The 15,655-nt window shown below is 60.6% G+C and carries 11 protein-coding genes; 8 read left to right on the forward strand and 3 right to left on the reverse strand.

Annotated features, from left to right (window positions below):
• The 8 genes from IPM06_17820 to IPM06_17855 all read left to right on the forward strand — a co-directional run bounded on the left by IPM06_17820 (position 1) and on the right by IPM06_17855 (position 13,494).
• On the forward strand, positions 1 to 981 hold the full coding sequence (locus IPM06_17820) for a hypothetical protein (protein ID MBK8772262.1): 981 nt from the start codon (positions 1 to 3) through the stop codon (positions 979 to 981).
• A gap of 1 nt (position 982) precedes the next feature.
• Positions 983 to 3,142, forward strand: a complete 2,160-nt coding sequence (locus tag IPM06_17825) for a transglycosylase SLT domain-containing protein (GenBank protein MBK8772263.1) — start codon at positions 983 to 985, stop codon at positions 3,140 to 3,142.
• On the forward strand, positions 3,139 to 9,375 hold the full coding sequence (locus tag IPM06_17830; protein MBK8772264.1) for a GNAT family N-acetyltransferase: 6,237 nt from the start codon (positions 3,139 to 3,141) through the stop codon (positions 9,373 to 9,375). The genes IPM06_17825 and IPM06_17830 overlap by 4 nt, the downstream gene beginning before the upstream one ends.
• Positions 9,376 to 9,436: 61 nt before the next feature.
• Positions 9,437 to 11,404 (forward strand): hypothetical protein, encoded by a 1,968-nt coding sequence (locus IPM06_17835; GenBank protein MBK8772265.1) that lies wholly within the window; start codon positions 9,437 to 9,439, stop codon positions 11,402 to 11,404.
• Between the two features lie 12 nt (positions 11,405 to 11,416).
• Positions 11,417 to 11,668, forward strand: coding sequence for a hypothetical protein (locus tag IPM06_17840; protein MBK8772266.1), 252 nt, complete (start codon positions 11,417 to 11,419; stop codon positions 11,666 to 11,668).
• 90 nt (positions 11,669 to 11,758) lie between these two features.
• On the forward strand, positions 11,759 to 12,067 hold the full coding sequence (locus IPM06_17845; GenBank protein ID MBK8772267.1) for a hypothetical protein: 309 nt from the start codon (positions 11,759 to 11,761) through the stop codon (positions 12,065 to 12,067).
• Entirely contained in the window at positions 12,043 to 12,234 is a 192-nt protein-coding gene (locus IPM06_17850) for a hypothetical protein (GenBank protein ID MBK8772268.1), read from the forward strand. The genes IPM06_17845 and IPM06_17850 overlap by 25 nt, the downstream gene beginning before the upstream one ends.
• 96 nt (positions 12,235 to 12,330) lie before the next feature.
• A complete protein-coding gene (locus IPM06_17855) occupies positions 12,331 to 13,494 on the forward strand; it encodes a glycoside hydrolase family 19 protein (GenBank protein ID MBK8772269.1) in 1,164 nt (387 codons plus the stop codon).
• Positions 13,495 to 14,240: 746 nt separating this feature from the next.
• Here IPM06_17855 and IPM06_17860 read toward each other — a convergent pair.
• The 3 genes from IPM06_17860 to IPM06_17870 form a co-directional block, all read right to left on the reverse strand.
• On the reverse strand, positions 14,241 to 14,564 hold the full coding sequence (locus IPM06_17860; GenBank protein ID MBK8772270.1) for a hypothetical protein: 324 nt from the start codon (positions 14,562 to 14,564) through the stop codon (positions 14,241 to 14,243).
• A 44-nt stretch (positions 14,565 to 14,608) separates the two neighbouring features.
• Complete coding sequence (locus tag IPM06_17865; GenBank protein ID MBK8772271.1) at positions 14,609 to 14,845, reverse strand: hypothetical protein; 237 nt, start codon at positions 14,843 to 14,845, stop codon at positions 14,609 to 14,611.
• A 363-nt stretch (positions 14,846 to 15,208) separates the two neighbouring features.
• A complete protein-coding gene (locus IPM06_17870; GenBank protein MBK8772272.1) occupies positions 15,209 to 15,451 on the reverse strand; it encodes a hypothetical protein in 243 nt (80 codons plus the stop codon).
• Between the last annotated feature and the right edge of the window lie 204 nt (positions 15,452 to 15,655).

Consider the following 15,655-nt stretch of genomic DNA (forward strand, 5'->3'; position numbering starts at 1 on the left):
ATGGATTTTGACATTGGCTCGTGGTTCGATAGTTTCAGCTTCGAGGATCTTGGTCAGGCGGCGCAGGTTGCCGGCGTGGCAACCTCGGCGATAGGCGCCTACTACTCGACCAGCGGCCAAGCTAGCGCGATCAATGCGCAAGCGGGTCTGGACGACATTCAGGCGCGATCGAACTATTCCGCCTCGCTGGCGCAGATTGGCCTCGAGTCGATCAACGCGCAACTTGGCTTCGCGCAGATCAAGCACGATGCCGACCTGTCGGTGATTCGTTCTGAGAGCGATGCCGCGACATTGCGCGCACAGGCCGGAATCGGTATGGCTCGCGCCGGCGCATCGGCGGCAAATGCTTACGCCGGGGCCGCGATCGACGACAACGAAGCGCATCTTGCAGAACTGCATGCCCAGTCATCTCTGTTGCACGGCCAATGGGACGAACAGGCCGTGCGCATGAAGACTGCGCAGACCAAGTCGAAGCGCCGCGCATCTATGGCGGCACGCGGCATCGAACTCGGCTCCGGCACGACCGCAGCGGTGCTCACGTCCGACGAAGTCGTCGGCGAGCAGTCTGTCACGCAGGTGCGCGAGAAGGCGCTGCAGGCTGCCCTGGGCTATCGCATGGCAGCGGAGAATGCCGGGATATCGGCGGGGGCAAAGCGGGCTTCCGCCGGCGCCACGCTCATGATTGCCGGCATGGAACAGCAACTCAGCGAAGTGCGTGCGACATCGCTCACCGAAAGCGCGATTGCGGAAGCCGACTTCAAGAAGGCTATGGCCGACGCCGGCATGCTCAACACCGAAGCGGCGCTAGAGCTGAAGAAGGTGCTGGCCGAGTCGGGCCTGTCGATGTCTGAGGCCGCCAGCGACTCAAAGCGCACGGCAGCCGACAATATGAGTCCGTGGCTGTCCGCCGGAACCTCGCTGCTCGGTGGCGTCAGCAAGGTGGCGGATAGCTGGTATCGCCTCAACAAAACGCGAGGCTGACATGCCGAGAATTCCATCCGATACCCCATACGCCGACACCGGCGCAATCAATGCCATACAAGTGCCGCGCGGTGCCTCGCCGGCTGAAGCAGCCTATCCAGGCCAGCAATTGCAAGAGTTCGGCAATGCGCTGACCGGCGTCGGCTCGACGTTGGTGCAGATTGCCGTGGATGAGCAAAACACGGTCAATGAAATCGCGGTCATGAACGCAATGAACAAGGCGCGGGCGACGGCGCTTGATCTTGAGTGGAATCAGGAGACCGGCTATCAGTCGCTAAAGGGCGATTCCGCGCTGACCCGGCCTGACGGAATCAGCCTGCCTGACGAGTACGGGCAGAAGCTGCAGACCTCGATAGGAGAAATCGCTGCAGGTCTCGGCAACGATCGGCAGCGGCAGGGCTTCAACCTGCGCGCCGAAGCGATGGTGTCGGAATTCAAGGGACGGACGGCGACGTACATGTCGCATGAGTTCAAGGCGCATACGCTGTCGGTGGCCGATGGCACGATCAAGATCGCTGCGAATGAAGCACAGCGCTACTGGAACAACGAGAAGAAGGTCTATACCAACCTGAACCAGGTAAAAGCCGCGGTTATGAGCGCAGGGAAAATCCACGGGTGGTCGGCGTCCGAGAAGATCGCGCGCATGCAGATTGCGACCAGCAACGTGCATGCCAGCGTGATCGAGGCCGCACTGCAGGCCGGCAACGCCTCATACGCTTCGCGCTACCTCGCCAAGTACAGTAACGACATCACGGCCGACGATGCGCTGAAAGCTACCGGGCAGATTGACAAGGTGATGGACGTACAGCAAGCCTTGTCCGCAACCAACTGGGCGACTCAGCAACTGACCCCGCGCTTCCAGCCTACCGACTTCGACCGAATGGTGAACATCACATTCAAGACCGAATCAGGAGGTCGGCAATTCGACAAGGCCGGCAACGTCATGACTTCATCCGCGGGCGCGATCGGAATCGCACAGGTGATGCCGACGACCGGGCCAGAAGCGGCAAAGCTGGCCGGGCTGGAATGGGACCAGAAGCGATTCAAGGATGATGCCGATTACAACGCCGCGCTTGGCCGCGCCTACCTAAAGGATCAGTTGCGCATATTCCACAACAATGTGCCGATGGCCTGGGCGGCCTACAACGCAGGGGCGGGTAGGGTAAAGACCGCCATGAAAATGGCCGATATCGCCGGAAACAAGGAGGCGTGGCTGTCGTTCATGCCGGATGAGACGAAAGCGTATGTTCAGAAAAACATGCGCGCCTACGCAACGGGGTCCGGCGCGCCACAGGCGCCGAGTGAGATGGAAATGGTCAATGTCGCCGTCGAACGACTGGGGCCGAATGCCAGGCCCGAACTGGTCAGATTGACGCGCCAGACGGCGGAGCATCAATACGGGCTGATCGACAAGGCGCAGAAGGATCGCGACGAATCCGCGGTGATGACGGCAATGCGCGAACTAGAGCAGAACGGCGGGCGCTTCTCGTCGCTCTCGATTGCGACGCGATCGGCTATACCGCCGAAGGAAATCGACAACCTGATGAGCTATGGCAGCCGTCTCGCAAAGGGCGATGACACGACCAACCCGGCGCTGTACCTGAAACTCACAGACGAGCGATCGTTGAAGGCGCTCACTGACGCGCAGTTCTACCGGCTGCGTGGCGAACTCTCGCAATCGGATTTCCAGCATTTCGCCAGAGAGCGGCAGAAGGAGATTTCCGGCAAAGGCTCGGACAAGCCAGATGACCTGAATACATCGGCGATCAAGCAGGTGCTCGACGATCGCCTGCGCATGCTAGGACGCGACCCGACTCCGAAGGATGGAAGCGCTGAATCGCAGTTGATCGGCGCGATGCACAAGACAGTGCGCGACTCGATCCTTAACGCCCAGACTGTGACCGGCAAGAAGATGACCGACGCCGAAGTCGAGAAGCACATAGACGGGCTGTTTTCCAAGAGTGTTTCATTTCGCAACACATTCCTTGGTATGGATATCGGCGGGCTCAAGTCGATGGGGCTGATGGGCATGGCACCTGGGGACATTCCGACCAACGTCCGCGATCAACTCAAGAAGGATTTCGCCGCTCGCGGCATCGACTCGCCGGCCGATACCGATCTGCTTGGCGCCTACTGGAAGCTGAAGCTCAGCCAACGATGAACGACGAATTCGACACGGCCGGCGCGGTCGATGCCTACCTGAACGACACGGGAACCAATCCGGCCTTCGACGCGCGCATTAACGTCGCGATGTCGCTCGACACGCCACCGGACTATGAGGCCGAACTGCGCCAGGCCGCGCAGCGCACCGGCGTTCCGCTGGAATCGGCGCGCGCCTTCCCCGATGAGGTAAAGCGCCAGGCGCAGATCGAGGCGGTCGACTTCGTGCAAATGGCGAAAGACTTTCCGCACACCACGCGGTTTTTGGGCAACCTGAGCAACTCTCGGCTGGCGCATGACGACATCCCAGCCATGACGCAAACCGAGCGCGCGTTGCGCCAGATGGGCGGCGGGGCATTAGAAGCGCTGGGTATGGAAGTGAGCGGTACCGGACAACTGCTCGACATCCTTCAGAGACGGACAATCGGAGACTTCGCGGCACGCTGGCTGCCGAAACCGCAGGCCGGCGGACGGCCTACTCCTGAGTCGCTGGTCGGACCGCTGCTCGGAGAAGGCTGGCGTGGCGCGGGCGGCATCGTCAAGGACCTGGCGCGTAAAGACGTGATGGTTCCGCCACAGCGGCAGACCTTCATCGACAAGGTGTTCGGTGGCATCGGTCAAGTCGGCGAGCAGATCGTTACGCTCCCGATCACGCGCGGGACCAGCCTGTACGCGCAGGGCGCCGATGTCATGGCGGAGAAGATCGCGCCTGACACCGGCGCGAGTCAGGAAGCGCGCGACCTCAGCGTTGCGACCGGGGCAATCATCACGGGGGTCACGGAACGCTGGGCGCTCGACAAGCTGCTTGGGCCGCTTGACGGGCATGTCAAGAACGCCGTCGCGGCGGCCTTGGCGCGCATCGGAATCGCCTCTGCTTCGGAAGGGGCGCAAGAGTTCACCGAAAACGTGCTGCAGGATGTCACGCGCAAGGTACTGACCAACCCGGAAGCGAAGATAGACTTCAGCCAGTCGGTCGAAGAGGGTGGCGTCGGCGCGGCAGTTGGCGGCGTGGTGCGCGCAATCGTCGAGTCTGCATTGCATGTGCGAGGGCGTGGACAACGGCAGATTCAGGCCGCTGCAGCCGCCGAACAGGATGCTGGCGCCATTGCCGCCCTGTCTCAACTTGCTGCAGCGTCCAAGGTGCGCCAGCGCGACGCCACGACCTTTGAATCATTCATCCGCCAGGCCACGGAAGACGGCCCGGTCGAGAACCTCTACATCGACGCCAACGCGCTGATGCAATCGGGGGTGGCCGATCAAGTCGCGCAACTCTCGCCGGCCGTTGCCGATCAGCTCGAGGTAGCCGCCGCGACCGGTGGGCAGGTGCGCATTCCGACCGCCGAGTTCGCCGCCAACCTTGCCGGCCAGTTCGACCAGCAATTGATTCCGAACCTGAAGACCGATCCGCAGGGCTACAGCCAGACCGAAGCCGCCGAGTACATGCAAACACAGGGCGCGCAACTGCGGCAGGAATTCGAGCGGGTTATTGCCGAGAAGTCGGACGATGCGACATTCAAGGCCAGCGCCGAGATGGTCAAAACGACGATCCTCGAGCAACTCAACACGGCCAACCGATTCACCGCACCCGTGCATGACGCCTATGCCTCATTCGTTGCGCAGTTCTACGCGGTCACGGCGGCGAAGATGGGTACGACACCAGAGGCGCTGTATTCGCAGTTTCCGTTGCGAGTGGCGGCGCAGGGAGTTGGTGGGGCGCAGTTCAATCAGGGCGCTGTATCTACGATTAACGATGTGCGAACGGCATGGGCTGCGGCAGGCGTCGACGGAACGGTTTACGAAGACGGCGACGTGATTACCGTGTCGAAGATCGTAGTTCTAGATGACTTGCGCGGCCAGGGCGTCGGAACGGCTGCTATGCAGCGGCTGATCGACTATGCGGACGCGACCGGAAAGATCGTTGCGCTGAGCCCGGCGTCAGACTTCGGTGGAAACAAGAAGCGCCTAAAGGAATTCTACAAGCGCTTCGGCTTTGTGGAAAACAAGGGCAGGAACAAAGACTTCAGCATGTCGGAATCCATGTATAGGCCGGCTGGAAACCGCGACACCTTCGACCCGAACAACCCAAACATCCTGCGCCAAGACAAGCGCGGCAGCTTCAGCCCCGATACAAACCTGATCGTCCTGCTGAAAGGCGCCGACCTGACGACCTTCTTGCACGAGACCGGGCATTTCTTCCTCGAGATGACCGCCGACCTCGCCTCGCGCCCCGATACGCCGGTCGAGATGCAGCGGGACATGCAGACCCTTCTCGCGTGGTTCGGCGTCAGGGATATGGCCGAATGGACCGCGCTGGACTTCGAAGAGAAACGCGCCTATCACGAGAAGTGGGCCGAAGGCTTCGAACGCTACCTTTTCGAGGGAACGTCGCCATCGATCGAGATGCATGGACTGTTCCAGCGATTCCGCGCTTGGATGCTGAACGTCTACAAGTCGCTGAAGAACATGCGCGTAGAACTCACCGACGAGGTGCGCGGCGTGATGGACCGCATGCTGGCCACGACCGAGCAGATTCAGACCACGCAAATGGCGCGCTCCATGCTGCCGCTGTTCCAGACCGCAGAGCAGGCCGGCATGACGCCGGAAGCGTTCAAGGCCTACCACGACCAGGCGCTGCAGGCTACGCAGGAGGCGATCGGCACGCTTGAAGTGCGCGGCCTACGCGACATGCAGTGGCTCGCTGGCGCTCGCTCGCGGGAACTCAAGCGGCTGCAGGCCGAACAGAAGGAGGTTCGCGCCGAGACGATGATCGAAGCGCGCCGGCAGGTGATGGAACAGCCGATCTATCGGGCTTGGCAGTTTCTGACGAACAAGCTCGACCAGACAGACAAGATTGCGCCGGAAGTTAAGGCGAAGTCCAATCCGAATGTCGTTGATGAGTCTCGCGATACGTTGCTGACTGCAATTGCCAAGCTTGGAGGATTGAACAAGGCCGCGGTGATCGGAGAATGGGGTGCCGATCCTGCTGACAAGCCAGAATCCGGAGTCTTTGGAAAGCCTGTATTGCGCAAAAAAGGTGGCGAATCTATTGACGGCATGGCTGAGATGCTAGCGCAATACGGCTATTTGTCACTCGATGAGAACGGTAAATGGGATCTGGCCGAGTTTGAAGAGAAGTTTGGAGCAAGTGTTAGAGGCGATGACCAGTATTCGCTGAGCGTCGATTACGGTCAGTTCGAACAGCCGGCAAAGGCGGGGGAAGGCGTCGAAGTCTCGCAGATGGGCGCAAGTCGTCTTGATAGAGCATCAGTAGTCGAGATGTACGGAAAGAACCATCCCGTAACAGAGTTTCTCAACAGCTTGCGCATGCTGGCGAATGGCGGCTTGCATCCTGATGTTGTTGCAGAGCAGTTCGGCTTTTCCAGTGGCGATGAGATGGCGCGCACTCTGGCTATCGTCGAGAAGCCGCAGGTTGCCATCGAAGCCCTGACCGACCAACTGATGCTGACCGAGCATGCTGACCTCGCCACACCGGAAGCGCTCGAAGATGCCGCCAATGCAGCAGTATCGAGTGCCGCCCATGCGCGCTTCGTCACGACCGAATACAACGCACTGGCGGCGGCAGCAAATCCGACCGGGCAGGCAGGTACCGACAAGAACGGTCGGCCTATCGTGCGTCCTCTGGTACCGGAAGCGGCCAAGCAGTTCGCAGCCGAGACGATCGCCCGTCAGCGTGTTCGCAACCTCAAGCCGGGGCAATACACGGCTGCAGAGTCAAAGGCCGCGCGGGCAGCCGAGAAGGCATTCAAGACCGGCGACATCGAGACCGCAGCCGCCGAGAAGCGCAACGCGGTGCTGAGTGCGTATCTGGCGAAGGCTGCATACGATGCGCGCGACAACGTAGAGCAAGGCATTCGCTACCTGAAGAAATTCGACAAGGCGAGCGCGCGCAAGGCGATCGGCGCCGACTATGGCGAGCAGATAGACGCGCTGCTCGAGCGCTTTGACCTTCGCCAGCAATCGCTCAAGGCGATCGACCGCAAAGCCAGCCTGGCGCAATGGGTCGAATCGCAGCAGTCGCAGGGTATCGAACCTGATTTGCCGCCCGGGCTGCTCGACGAGGCGCAACGCAAGTCCTACAAGGACATGACGGTCGAAGAGTTCCGCGGCTTGGTCGAGGCAGTGCAGCAGATTGAGCACCTTGGGCGGCTCAAGCGCAAGTTGCTCACGGCGCGCGACCAGCGCGACTACGAGACAGCGCGCGACGCGATCGCTGATGGCATCATCGCGCATGCCGGGGATCGCCAAGCCAACACCCGCACGCCTGTTACTGCGCTGGGCCGTGCCGCGCTCGGTATCGCACGATTCGGCGCGGCGCATCTGAAGGCGTCGACGATTGCGCGGGTGCTGGACGGCGGCAAGGATGGCGGGCCGATGTGGGAATACTTCATGCGCACCGCGAACGAGCGCGCCGATATGGAAACTGTCATGCGCCAACAGGCGACCGAGCGGCTTACCGAGATACTGCGGCCGGTTCTCGCGCTCGGTAGGATGGAAGGCAAGGGCACGTTTTTCCCGACGCTAAAGACCAGCCTGAACCGGGAACAGCGAATTGCGCTCGCGCTCAACACCGGCAACGCAGGCAACCTGCAGCGGCTGCTCGACGGCGAAGGCTGGTCGCGTGGTGCGATCGAGCCGGTGCTGCAGTCGCTGACCGCGGCGGAATGGGCGGCCGTGCAACAGGTCTGGGATCACTTCGACACCTACAGAGAGGCGATCGGCGAGAAAGAGCGGCGCGTCTACGGCATCGAGCCGGAATGGATTGCGCCGCAGCAACTGACTGTAATCAGCGCCGACGGCCAGGCTCTCACGCTGCGTGGCGGCTATTACCCGATCAAGTACGATCCGCGCGCCACGCTGCAGGCCGAACAGCATGACGACGCCGAGGCGGCCAAGGCGATGATGGCGGCCGGTTACACCTCGGCAACGACACGGCGCAGCTTCACCAAGGCGCGCGTCGCCGAAGTCAAAGGACGCCCGATCCTCTACTCGCTGACCGGCCTCTACTCAGGCGTCAATGAGGTGATTCACGACTTGTCGTGGCATGAGTGGCTGATCGATGCGAACAAGTTGTTGCGATCGAACACCATTGACCAAGCGATTCGCGAGCACTACGGGCCGGAATGGAAGCAGCAGCTTAAGCACTGGGTCGAAGCCGTCGCGCGCGGCGACAGCGCCGAGCGGCACGCGCTCGAGGGCCTGATCGGTACGCTGCGCCACAATGTGTCGATCGCCGGGCTGGGCTTCAACGTCGTGGTTGCGGCGATTCAGCCGTTGGGCTTCAGCCAGTCGATTGTTCGCATCGGGCCGCACGCCGCCTTGCGCGGGCTGATGCGCTTCATGGCCTCGCCGCTTGAACTCTCGCGCGAGGTCAACGCCAAGTCGGTATTCATGGAAGAACGGGGCCGAACCCGTTTCCGCGAACTCAACGAACTGCGCAACCAGGTGCAGGGACAAGCGACGGTACGCCAGGTGATCGAGCGCCACGCCTTCTCGATGATGCTGGCGATGCAGCGCACGGTCGATCTGCCGACATGGTGGGGCAGCTACGACAAGGCGCTGGCCGAAGGCAACGACGAGGCGCGGGCTGTGTCGTTGGCCGATCAGGCGGTGAAGGACAGCCAGGGATCCGGGTTGGTGATGGATCAGTCGGCGATCGAGCGCGGCGGGCCGTTCGTCAAACTGTTCACGACCTTCTACACCTTCATGAACACGGCGCTTAATATCGGCGTCGAACGCACCATGACGGCCAATACGACAGCACAACGCGCGCGCCTGGCATCTGACTACCTGCTGCTCTATTTGGCGCCGCCGGTGCTCGCCGTGCTGCTCAAGCAGGCAATCATGCCGGGCGACGGCGAGCCGGACGACAAGCTGAAAAACCTGCTGGGCGAGATGCTCAACTTCTGGATGGGCCTCGTCGTGGGCTTGCGCGAGTTTGGCAACATGTCGCGCATCGTGACGGGACAGCCATCGTTCGACTACTCCGGGCCGACTGGACTGCGCGCCGTTCCAGATGTTCAGAAGGCAGCGGAGCAGGCTGTGCAGGGCGATTTCGATACCGCATTCCGCAAGGCGTTCGTCAATGTTGCCGGCGACCTCTTCGGCATACCGTCTGCGCAGATCAATCGCTCCGTTACCGGGGCGCAAGCCATGTCCGAAGGAAAAACCGATAACCCAGCCGCGTTGCTCTTCGGCTATCAGGAAAAGCGCTGACGCGCCGGGAATCCATAACACAATTGTGCAAACTGACGATCAAGAATCGAGGTAGCTTATCATGACGATTTCATCCGATGACCGCGTAGCAGGTCCCTTCGCTGGAAACGGCGTAACCGTCATCTTTCCCTTCACGTTCAAGGTCTTCACGCAGGTCGACCTACGAGTCATTCAGACCGATTCGAGCGGCGTGGAGACGGACAAGACGCTGACCACGCACTACACGGTCAGCCTTAACGCTGACCAGAATGTTTCGCCAGGAGGCTCGATCACGATGCTGGTTGCGCCTCCTGCCGGTCACAAAATTACCATCACGACTGCGCTGCAGTCGCTGCAGCAGACCGACCTGACCAATGGTGGAGGCTGGTATCCGCAGGTGATTGAAGATGCGTTCGACAAATTGACTATTCTGGTGCAGCAGGTCGAGGAGAAGACCGACCGCGCCATCACGGTTCCTATCTCGTCAGGGGCGGGCAGTGGTGCGCTACCGAACCCGTTGGCGAGTTCGCTCATCGGCTGGAACGCCGCGGCGGATGGTCTGCAGAACTTCCCGCCGTCCGATCCTTCTGCATTCTCCGCGGCATTTGGGTCCAGTGCCGGTGCTGGGCTGGTCGGCTTCTCGTATTCGTCATCCTACGTTGCCTCAACTGTCGGGGCTTCGCTCAAGCAGCGCGGCATCAGCGTCATGGACGCACCATATTCCGCGGCTGGCGATGGCGTCACCAACGACGCGACGGCGATCCAGGCGGCCATCGATGCGGCGGCAGCCGTGCGCGGATCGGTGTTCTTCCCGGCCGGCACCTATCTGGTCGCATCAGCCATTACCCTCAAGCCGGGCGTGATCCTGTTTGGCCTTGGCGACTCCCAGATCAAGTGGAATGGTGGCGCCGGCTCGGTTGTCACCTCTGGGACGTCGACGATTTTGACCGAGGCCGGAATCATCGGCATCGACATCGATTCGAACACGGCGACCAAGGCAATCGATCTGTTCAGCCCGCTCTATTCGGTGTTTCGCGACATTCGGATTTCGTCCAACTCGGCGACGCAGATTGTGCTCGACGTGCAATGCAATTCCTCTGGCGAGACGAACAGTTGGGGAAACCGGAACGCGGCCTTCAACAACTTCGATTCGATCTACCAGGATGGAATCGGCGGAACGGGACTGCGCCTGCAGGGTGACGGGCCGACCGACGGCCCGGCCGTGAATGTGGTCACACTCAACAGCTTCAGAAATGTGCAGTTCGCCGGGGTTTCAGTGCGCGGCTTCGACTTCGCCGAGTGGGCAGACAACAACTATTTCGACGGCAACTGCTACGCGAACCTGATCGCCACCAATGCGGTCGGCTGCGAGATGAATACAGCCGATCCAACGGGAAACCGTGGCGTGTATTCCAATGCGTTTTCTCAGCTCGCGGTCGATGCCTTCGCAGGGGCTTTTACCGGGCGTGTTGGCCTGAAACTGAACAATTGCAAGAACATCTTGGTTAACGCGTTCTATCAGGAGCCGGTTGCCGAGGGCGGTGATTTCGTCGCCTCGGCGAACGCGGTGAGCTACCGCATCGGGCACCACAAGGGCGGCACCAATTCGATCTACTGGCGCGAGGTCGGTACGGCCTGGACCGGCGGAATGATACTCGGCAAGAACGCGACAACCGAGACGGTGGCGCTCGAGATTGGTTCCGGCCGTTCCGGCAACGGCATCAGCCATATCGACCTGATCGGCGATGCAACCTATACTGACTATGGGGCGCGAATATCGCGTCAGGCCGGGGCGAACGGCGCGACGCAGATTGCCCATCGCGGAACCGGGAACCTCGAAATATCGCAGGCCGACGCAGGCGGTGGAATCACGCTCTCAAGTTCTGGTGGGGTAGCAATTGCGATCAACAGCACCGGGATAGGATTCAACGGGGCATCACCCGTCGCAAAGCCTACCATCACCGGATCGCGTGGCGGAAATGCGGCTCTGGCGTCGCTTCTGACCGGGCTTGCAACATCTGGGCACATCACAAACAGCACCACGGCATAATGGAGATTGACCATGAACGTATCCGTACAAGAAACCGCAGACTATGTAGTCGTCGTCATCAAGAAGGAGTCGGCAGGCCAAGGAGCGGAGACGCCGGTTGCGTCTCATCCTTCTCCTGTCGTTGCCTCGCCGTTGCCGACGGCAACCCCGCCTGCTCCCGCGTCCGGCTCTGGCACGCAAAACTGGACGGCCGGTACCGGCCCGGAGCCAGGCCAACGGACAGAGGGAGACCAGAAGTTTTTAGACGACATCCTGAAGGGGTAAGGCCGCTCCCCTGATTAAACGCAAATGCCATCACAATTTGACGATGGGGAAGACGGTGAATATAACCGCCGCCAGTCTAGCAGGGTTGACATGCTACGGGATGTCGCACAGCATATCGCCGAAGAGAAACAGAACCGCCTGATTGTCACCGAGATGCGCGAACACCTCTCTATGCTGGCAGACATGCACAACGGCATTACGCCAGACGAACATCGAACGCTGTTCGATTGGTGGCGGGAAGAGGTGGCGCGCCGGAAACTGCGCGCGGACCGATGGGAAAAGGCCAAGCAGACGGTGATCGGCTACCTCATCATTACCATAATGGGCGCGGTAGTGTCGTTCGGGCAGCCGCTGGGCAAGATCGTGCTGGAAAAATGGCAGAACTGGATAACAAAGTAATGTTTGATACCTTGCGCTGCAAACACGATGTGCCATACTCAATTGTCTGTCCGCAATGCGTGTTGCTGGCAATGGATAGGATCGAGCGCGACCGCGACTTACTGACCGACGACTTGCCGCAGCCGGCACTGCCGACCGTGCCGTGGGGGTTCGATAACCATGATTGAGGAAAAATCAGCCAAGTGACGCCGACCGAACTACAAGCTGCAACCGGCTGCACCAGCCAAGCCGCCGATCGGTTCGCTGCGCCGATCACAGCGGCAATGAACGATTGGGCGATCAACAATTCCGTCCGTCAAGCCGCGTTCATTGCCCAGATTGCCCACGAGTCCGGGTTGTTCAGGTGGTCGAAAGAAATCTGGGGACCAACGCCAGCTCAGGAACGGTATGAAGGCCGCGCCGACCTCGGCAACGATCAGCCGGGGGACGGAAAGCGCTTCCTCGGCCGCGGGCTGATACAGATCACCGGCCGGGCCAATTACCGTGATTGCGCGGCGGCGATCGGTGTCGATCTGCTGAACCATCCGGAACTGCTTGAGCAACCCGGTCTGGCCGCTCGATCAGCCGGCTGGTTCTGGCATTCGCACGGCTGCAACGCACTGGCCGACACCGGGGACTTCGAGGCCCTTACCCGCCGCATCAATGGCGGGATTAATGGCTTGTCAGACCGCATAGCGCTGCACAAACGGGCCACGGCGGCTCTTATCATGGCCGGCAATACCAAAGCCGCGCCAGCGCCTGAAACACAGCCTGCAGCCCCAATCGTCGAAGCCGGGCACATGGCTGACCCAATCGAGGTCGAGCAAACCATCGCAGAGAGGAATCCCATGCCAGCCCAATCCAGCAGCACATTCAGCGACATCGGCAAGACCGTCGGCGGCGTTGTCAGCTTCGCCAATCCATTTCTCGGAGCGGCCATCTCGGCGCTGTCCGGCCTGATTCCTGAAGTTGCCAAGCTATTCCCGCCAGGCAGCGAGGTCGCGCAGCGGAATGTGGCGCTGGCCTCTGCGGTGGTAGATCACGTTACCCAGGCCGTGGGGGCCGCAAACGCCCAGGACGCTGTGCAGCGCATCGTCGATGACCCTGCGGCAGCGCAGTCAGCGCAGCAGGCCGTGCAAGCCGCGTGGTTCGATCTGCAGGAGGCTGGCGGCGGCGGGATACAGGGCGCGCGTGAATACTCGCAGAAGGTCGCAGAGAGCGGCGCGCCGCCCTACAAGCTGCCGTCACTGTGGATTAGTGTTGCGCTGCTTCCCCTCGTGTATTTTGTCGTGGTGCGAGTGCTGACAGCGCCCAAGGATATTTTCTCCGGCGAGGTCCAGTCAATGGTAATCGGAGCCGTCATCGGCGCCGTGCTCGGAAGCATCACGACTTACTGGCTTGGCTCTTCTTCGGGGTCGCAGAAGAAGACTGATCTGTTAGCGAAGTAACGCCATTCGAAACCGGCGCTCCGGCGTCAGCGTCAGTTTCTACGCATGCCAGCGAGCAAGCTGCGCATGACAATCCGATGCAGTTCGCCGTCGCTTCGCTCGAACTTCTGCGCCGGCGGCGAGTGTGGCGGATAGAAATCCGGGCTTGGAAAAGTCAGACGTATGGTTCGGCGGGCGTGTTGCGCACTGGTTCTCGATGGCCGAAGTTTCGGCCCGAGAAAGCACAACGTCAGGCTAGGCCGCGGCGCGCGTAATGGGCGCCAGTGTTTTTTCGTTCGCATCGTCACGATTACTTCGCCACGTCAATTAGCTGCGCGTTATGCCCCATGCGCGCTGCCGCGGCAACCAGCACCGGGAGCCCGAACGTCTTGGCCAGCGTCCTGCGGTTTAAAGGTGCCGTACGCCGCACACCCAACAGGTGGCGGAACCTGTGACGCACCGTCCGAGTTTGACCCCGCCTCAGTCAGGTGAACATCAAGTGACCCCGTTCGGATTTGCCCTCGGTAGTCGGATGTCCCGACACCGGCAGGAATAACAATCCGTCGTGGCAGCGTCTTTGGTCCATGCGCCACTCGCCTGTTTTCGCAATGAATAGGCCCCTCCGGCCTGCTGTAAGTTTCCACATACCCACCCCGCACACTCAGCGCCACGGTGCCGGCAGCTTGAGTCACCTGCGTGTGTAGCGGTTCTGGCTCAGCTGTTCCAGGCTAACCAGTCATGCAGCGCGCTTACCTTTGCGTTAGAACTTACCGGACCGCTGTCACCGTAGCGTTTGGATTTTCTTCGCACGCGGAAAGATACGCACGCACAAAATCAACCAGCCCGTCGTAATCGCCCCATTTATTCTCTGGGTCGAACTCCTTGAAACTCTCCGGGTCGCTCAGAAGCAGCGCCAAGCCTTCACGCAGCGGCTCAATCAACTGCGCCGCTTTTGTTATGCCAATTTCTTCTGGCCTCCACAAGTGCTTGTAAATCCCCGCCGCACTAGCCATCTTGTTGAGGTTGTGGGTAATGTTACTGGCGTAAATCGTTGTTTCGCGTACTTTGCTCAAACGCACGCTGAGGCTCATTATGTTTTCTCCGGTTGGCTCGTGGTTCGTCTTGCACGGGCTGTCTAATACTGGTTCGGCGTCTCGCGCAATGGCGATCCGCAAAGCTCCTCGCGGCGCAAGTAGTCCATCGCCATTGCCGGCAGGTCGTGATCCGGCGCGGCTTTCCGCAGCGACCTGGCGAGTTTCGCAACCAGCATAGCCAAGCCGCCCACGCCCTGCAGGTCTTCGGCCTTCTTCGCACAGCCAGCCGTCAGGCAGTTCGGCGGGTCTTCCGGGTCTCCCCATGCTTCCCAACCCATGGTCTATCCTCTCCGTTTCACCAGCCGCCGAACCTGGCAGTCAAGCGGACGCCGTTCTGGCGCCGCTGACTTCTGTGTTAGCCCCATACGGTGCGCCAGTTTTTCAGCCGCTGCGTCGAGCCTGCGCAGATGCACCTGCTTTCCGTGGGGCTTCAGCGCCTTCATTTCTGCGCACCGCTCACTGCTCGCCTATGTTTATCGCGGCTTCGGTCAACTCAATATCCCGGTGGGCATGCGAGTAGTCGTTCAGGTGCTTGCGCTTCGTTTTTTCGCCCATAGTTCCTCCGCGGAGTGGCCGTGGCATAACGACTGCGATCCAGGCGCGACCGTTCGGCGTCGGCCTGATCTAAGCGTTCTGCGTCTTCAATGCGCCCGCTCAGAGCGCCAGTTACGCCCATCTTGCGTCTTGGCGATGTATGCTGCTGCGATTTCGAGTCGTTTAACCGTTTCCGGCTGCCCAACAGTGGCGCACATTCCGCGGCTGCACACACTAACCAACATCATCAGCGCATTTGCAACATCATGCACCGTGTTGCATTTGCAGGCGTTAACGTAGTCCTGACTCATCTTTCCAGCAATTACTTCGGCTTCTTCAGGTGTAATCATGTTCGCTCCTTTTTCGGTTGTCAGAACCTTACGGATGTACTAGTTGTCATCGGCTCACCTCAGCGTTAGGCATCGTGCAGGCACGGGCCGTATTCGTTGCCGCGGTCCATCCCGCGGACCGAGATTTCGATTTCACCTCAGCAAAATCGTAGATGACTGAGCGCACAACTTCCGCGCCAAACCCATACCGCAACGTAATGAACT

This window comes from Hyphomicrobiales bacterium (genome assembly GCA_016710435.1).
Taxonomy (GTDB): domain Bacteria; phylum Pseudomonadota; class Alphaproteobacteria; order Rhizobiales; family Aestuariivirgaceae; genus Aestuariivirga.

Coding starts and splice junctions, on each gene's coding strand:
- IPM06_17820 (MBK8772262.1), top strand. CDS start 1: ATGGATTTTGACATTGGCTCGTGGTTCGATAGTTTCAGCTTCGAGGAT.
- IPM06_17825 (MBK8772263.1), top strand. CDS start 983: ATGCCGAGAATTCCATCCGATACCCCATACGCCGACACCGGCGCAATC.
- IPM06_17830 (MBK8772264.1), top strand. CDS start 3,139: ATGAACGACGAATTCGACACGGCCGGCGCGGTCGATGCCTACCTGAAC.
- IPM06_17835 (MBK8772265.1), top strand. CDS start 9,437: ATGACGATTTCATCCGATGACCGCGTAGCAGGTCCCTTCGCTGGAAAC.
- IPM06_17840 (MBK8772266.1), top strand. CDS start 11,417: ATGAACGTATCCGTACAAGAAACCGCAGACTATGTAGTCGTCGTCATC.
- IPM06_17845 (MBK8772267.1), top strand. CDS start 11,759: ATGCTACGGGATGTCGCACAGCATATCGCCGAAGAGAAACAGAACCGC.
- IPM06_17850 (MBK8772268.1), top strand. CDS start 12,043: ATGGCAGAACTGGATAACAAAGTAATGTTTGATACCTTGCGCTGCAAA.
- IPM06_17855 (MBK8772269.1), top strand. CDS start 12,331: ATGAACGATTGGGCGATCAACAATTCCGTCCGTCAAGCCGCGTTCATT.
- IPM06_17860 (MBK8772270.1), bottom strand. CDS start 14,564: ATGAGCCTCAGCGTGCGTTTGAGCAAAGTACGCGAAACAACGATTTAC.
- IPM06_17865 (MBK8772271.1), bottom strand. CDS start 14,845: ATGGGTTGGGAAGCATGGGGAGACCCGGAAGACCCGCCGAACTGCCTG.
- IPM06_17870 (MBK8772272.1), bottom strand. CDS start 15,451: ATGATTACACCTGAAGAAGCCGAAGTAATTGCTGGAAAGATGAGTCAG.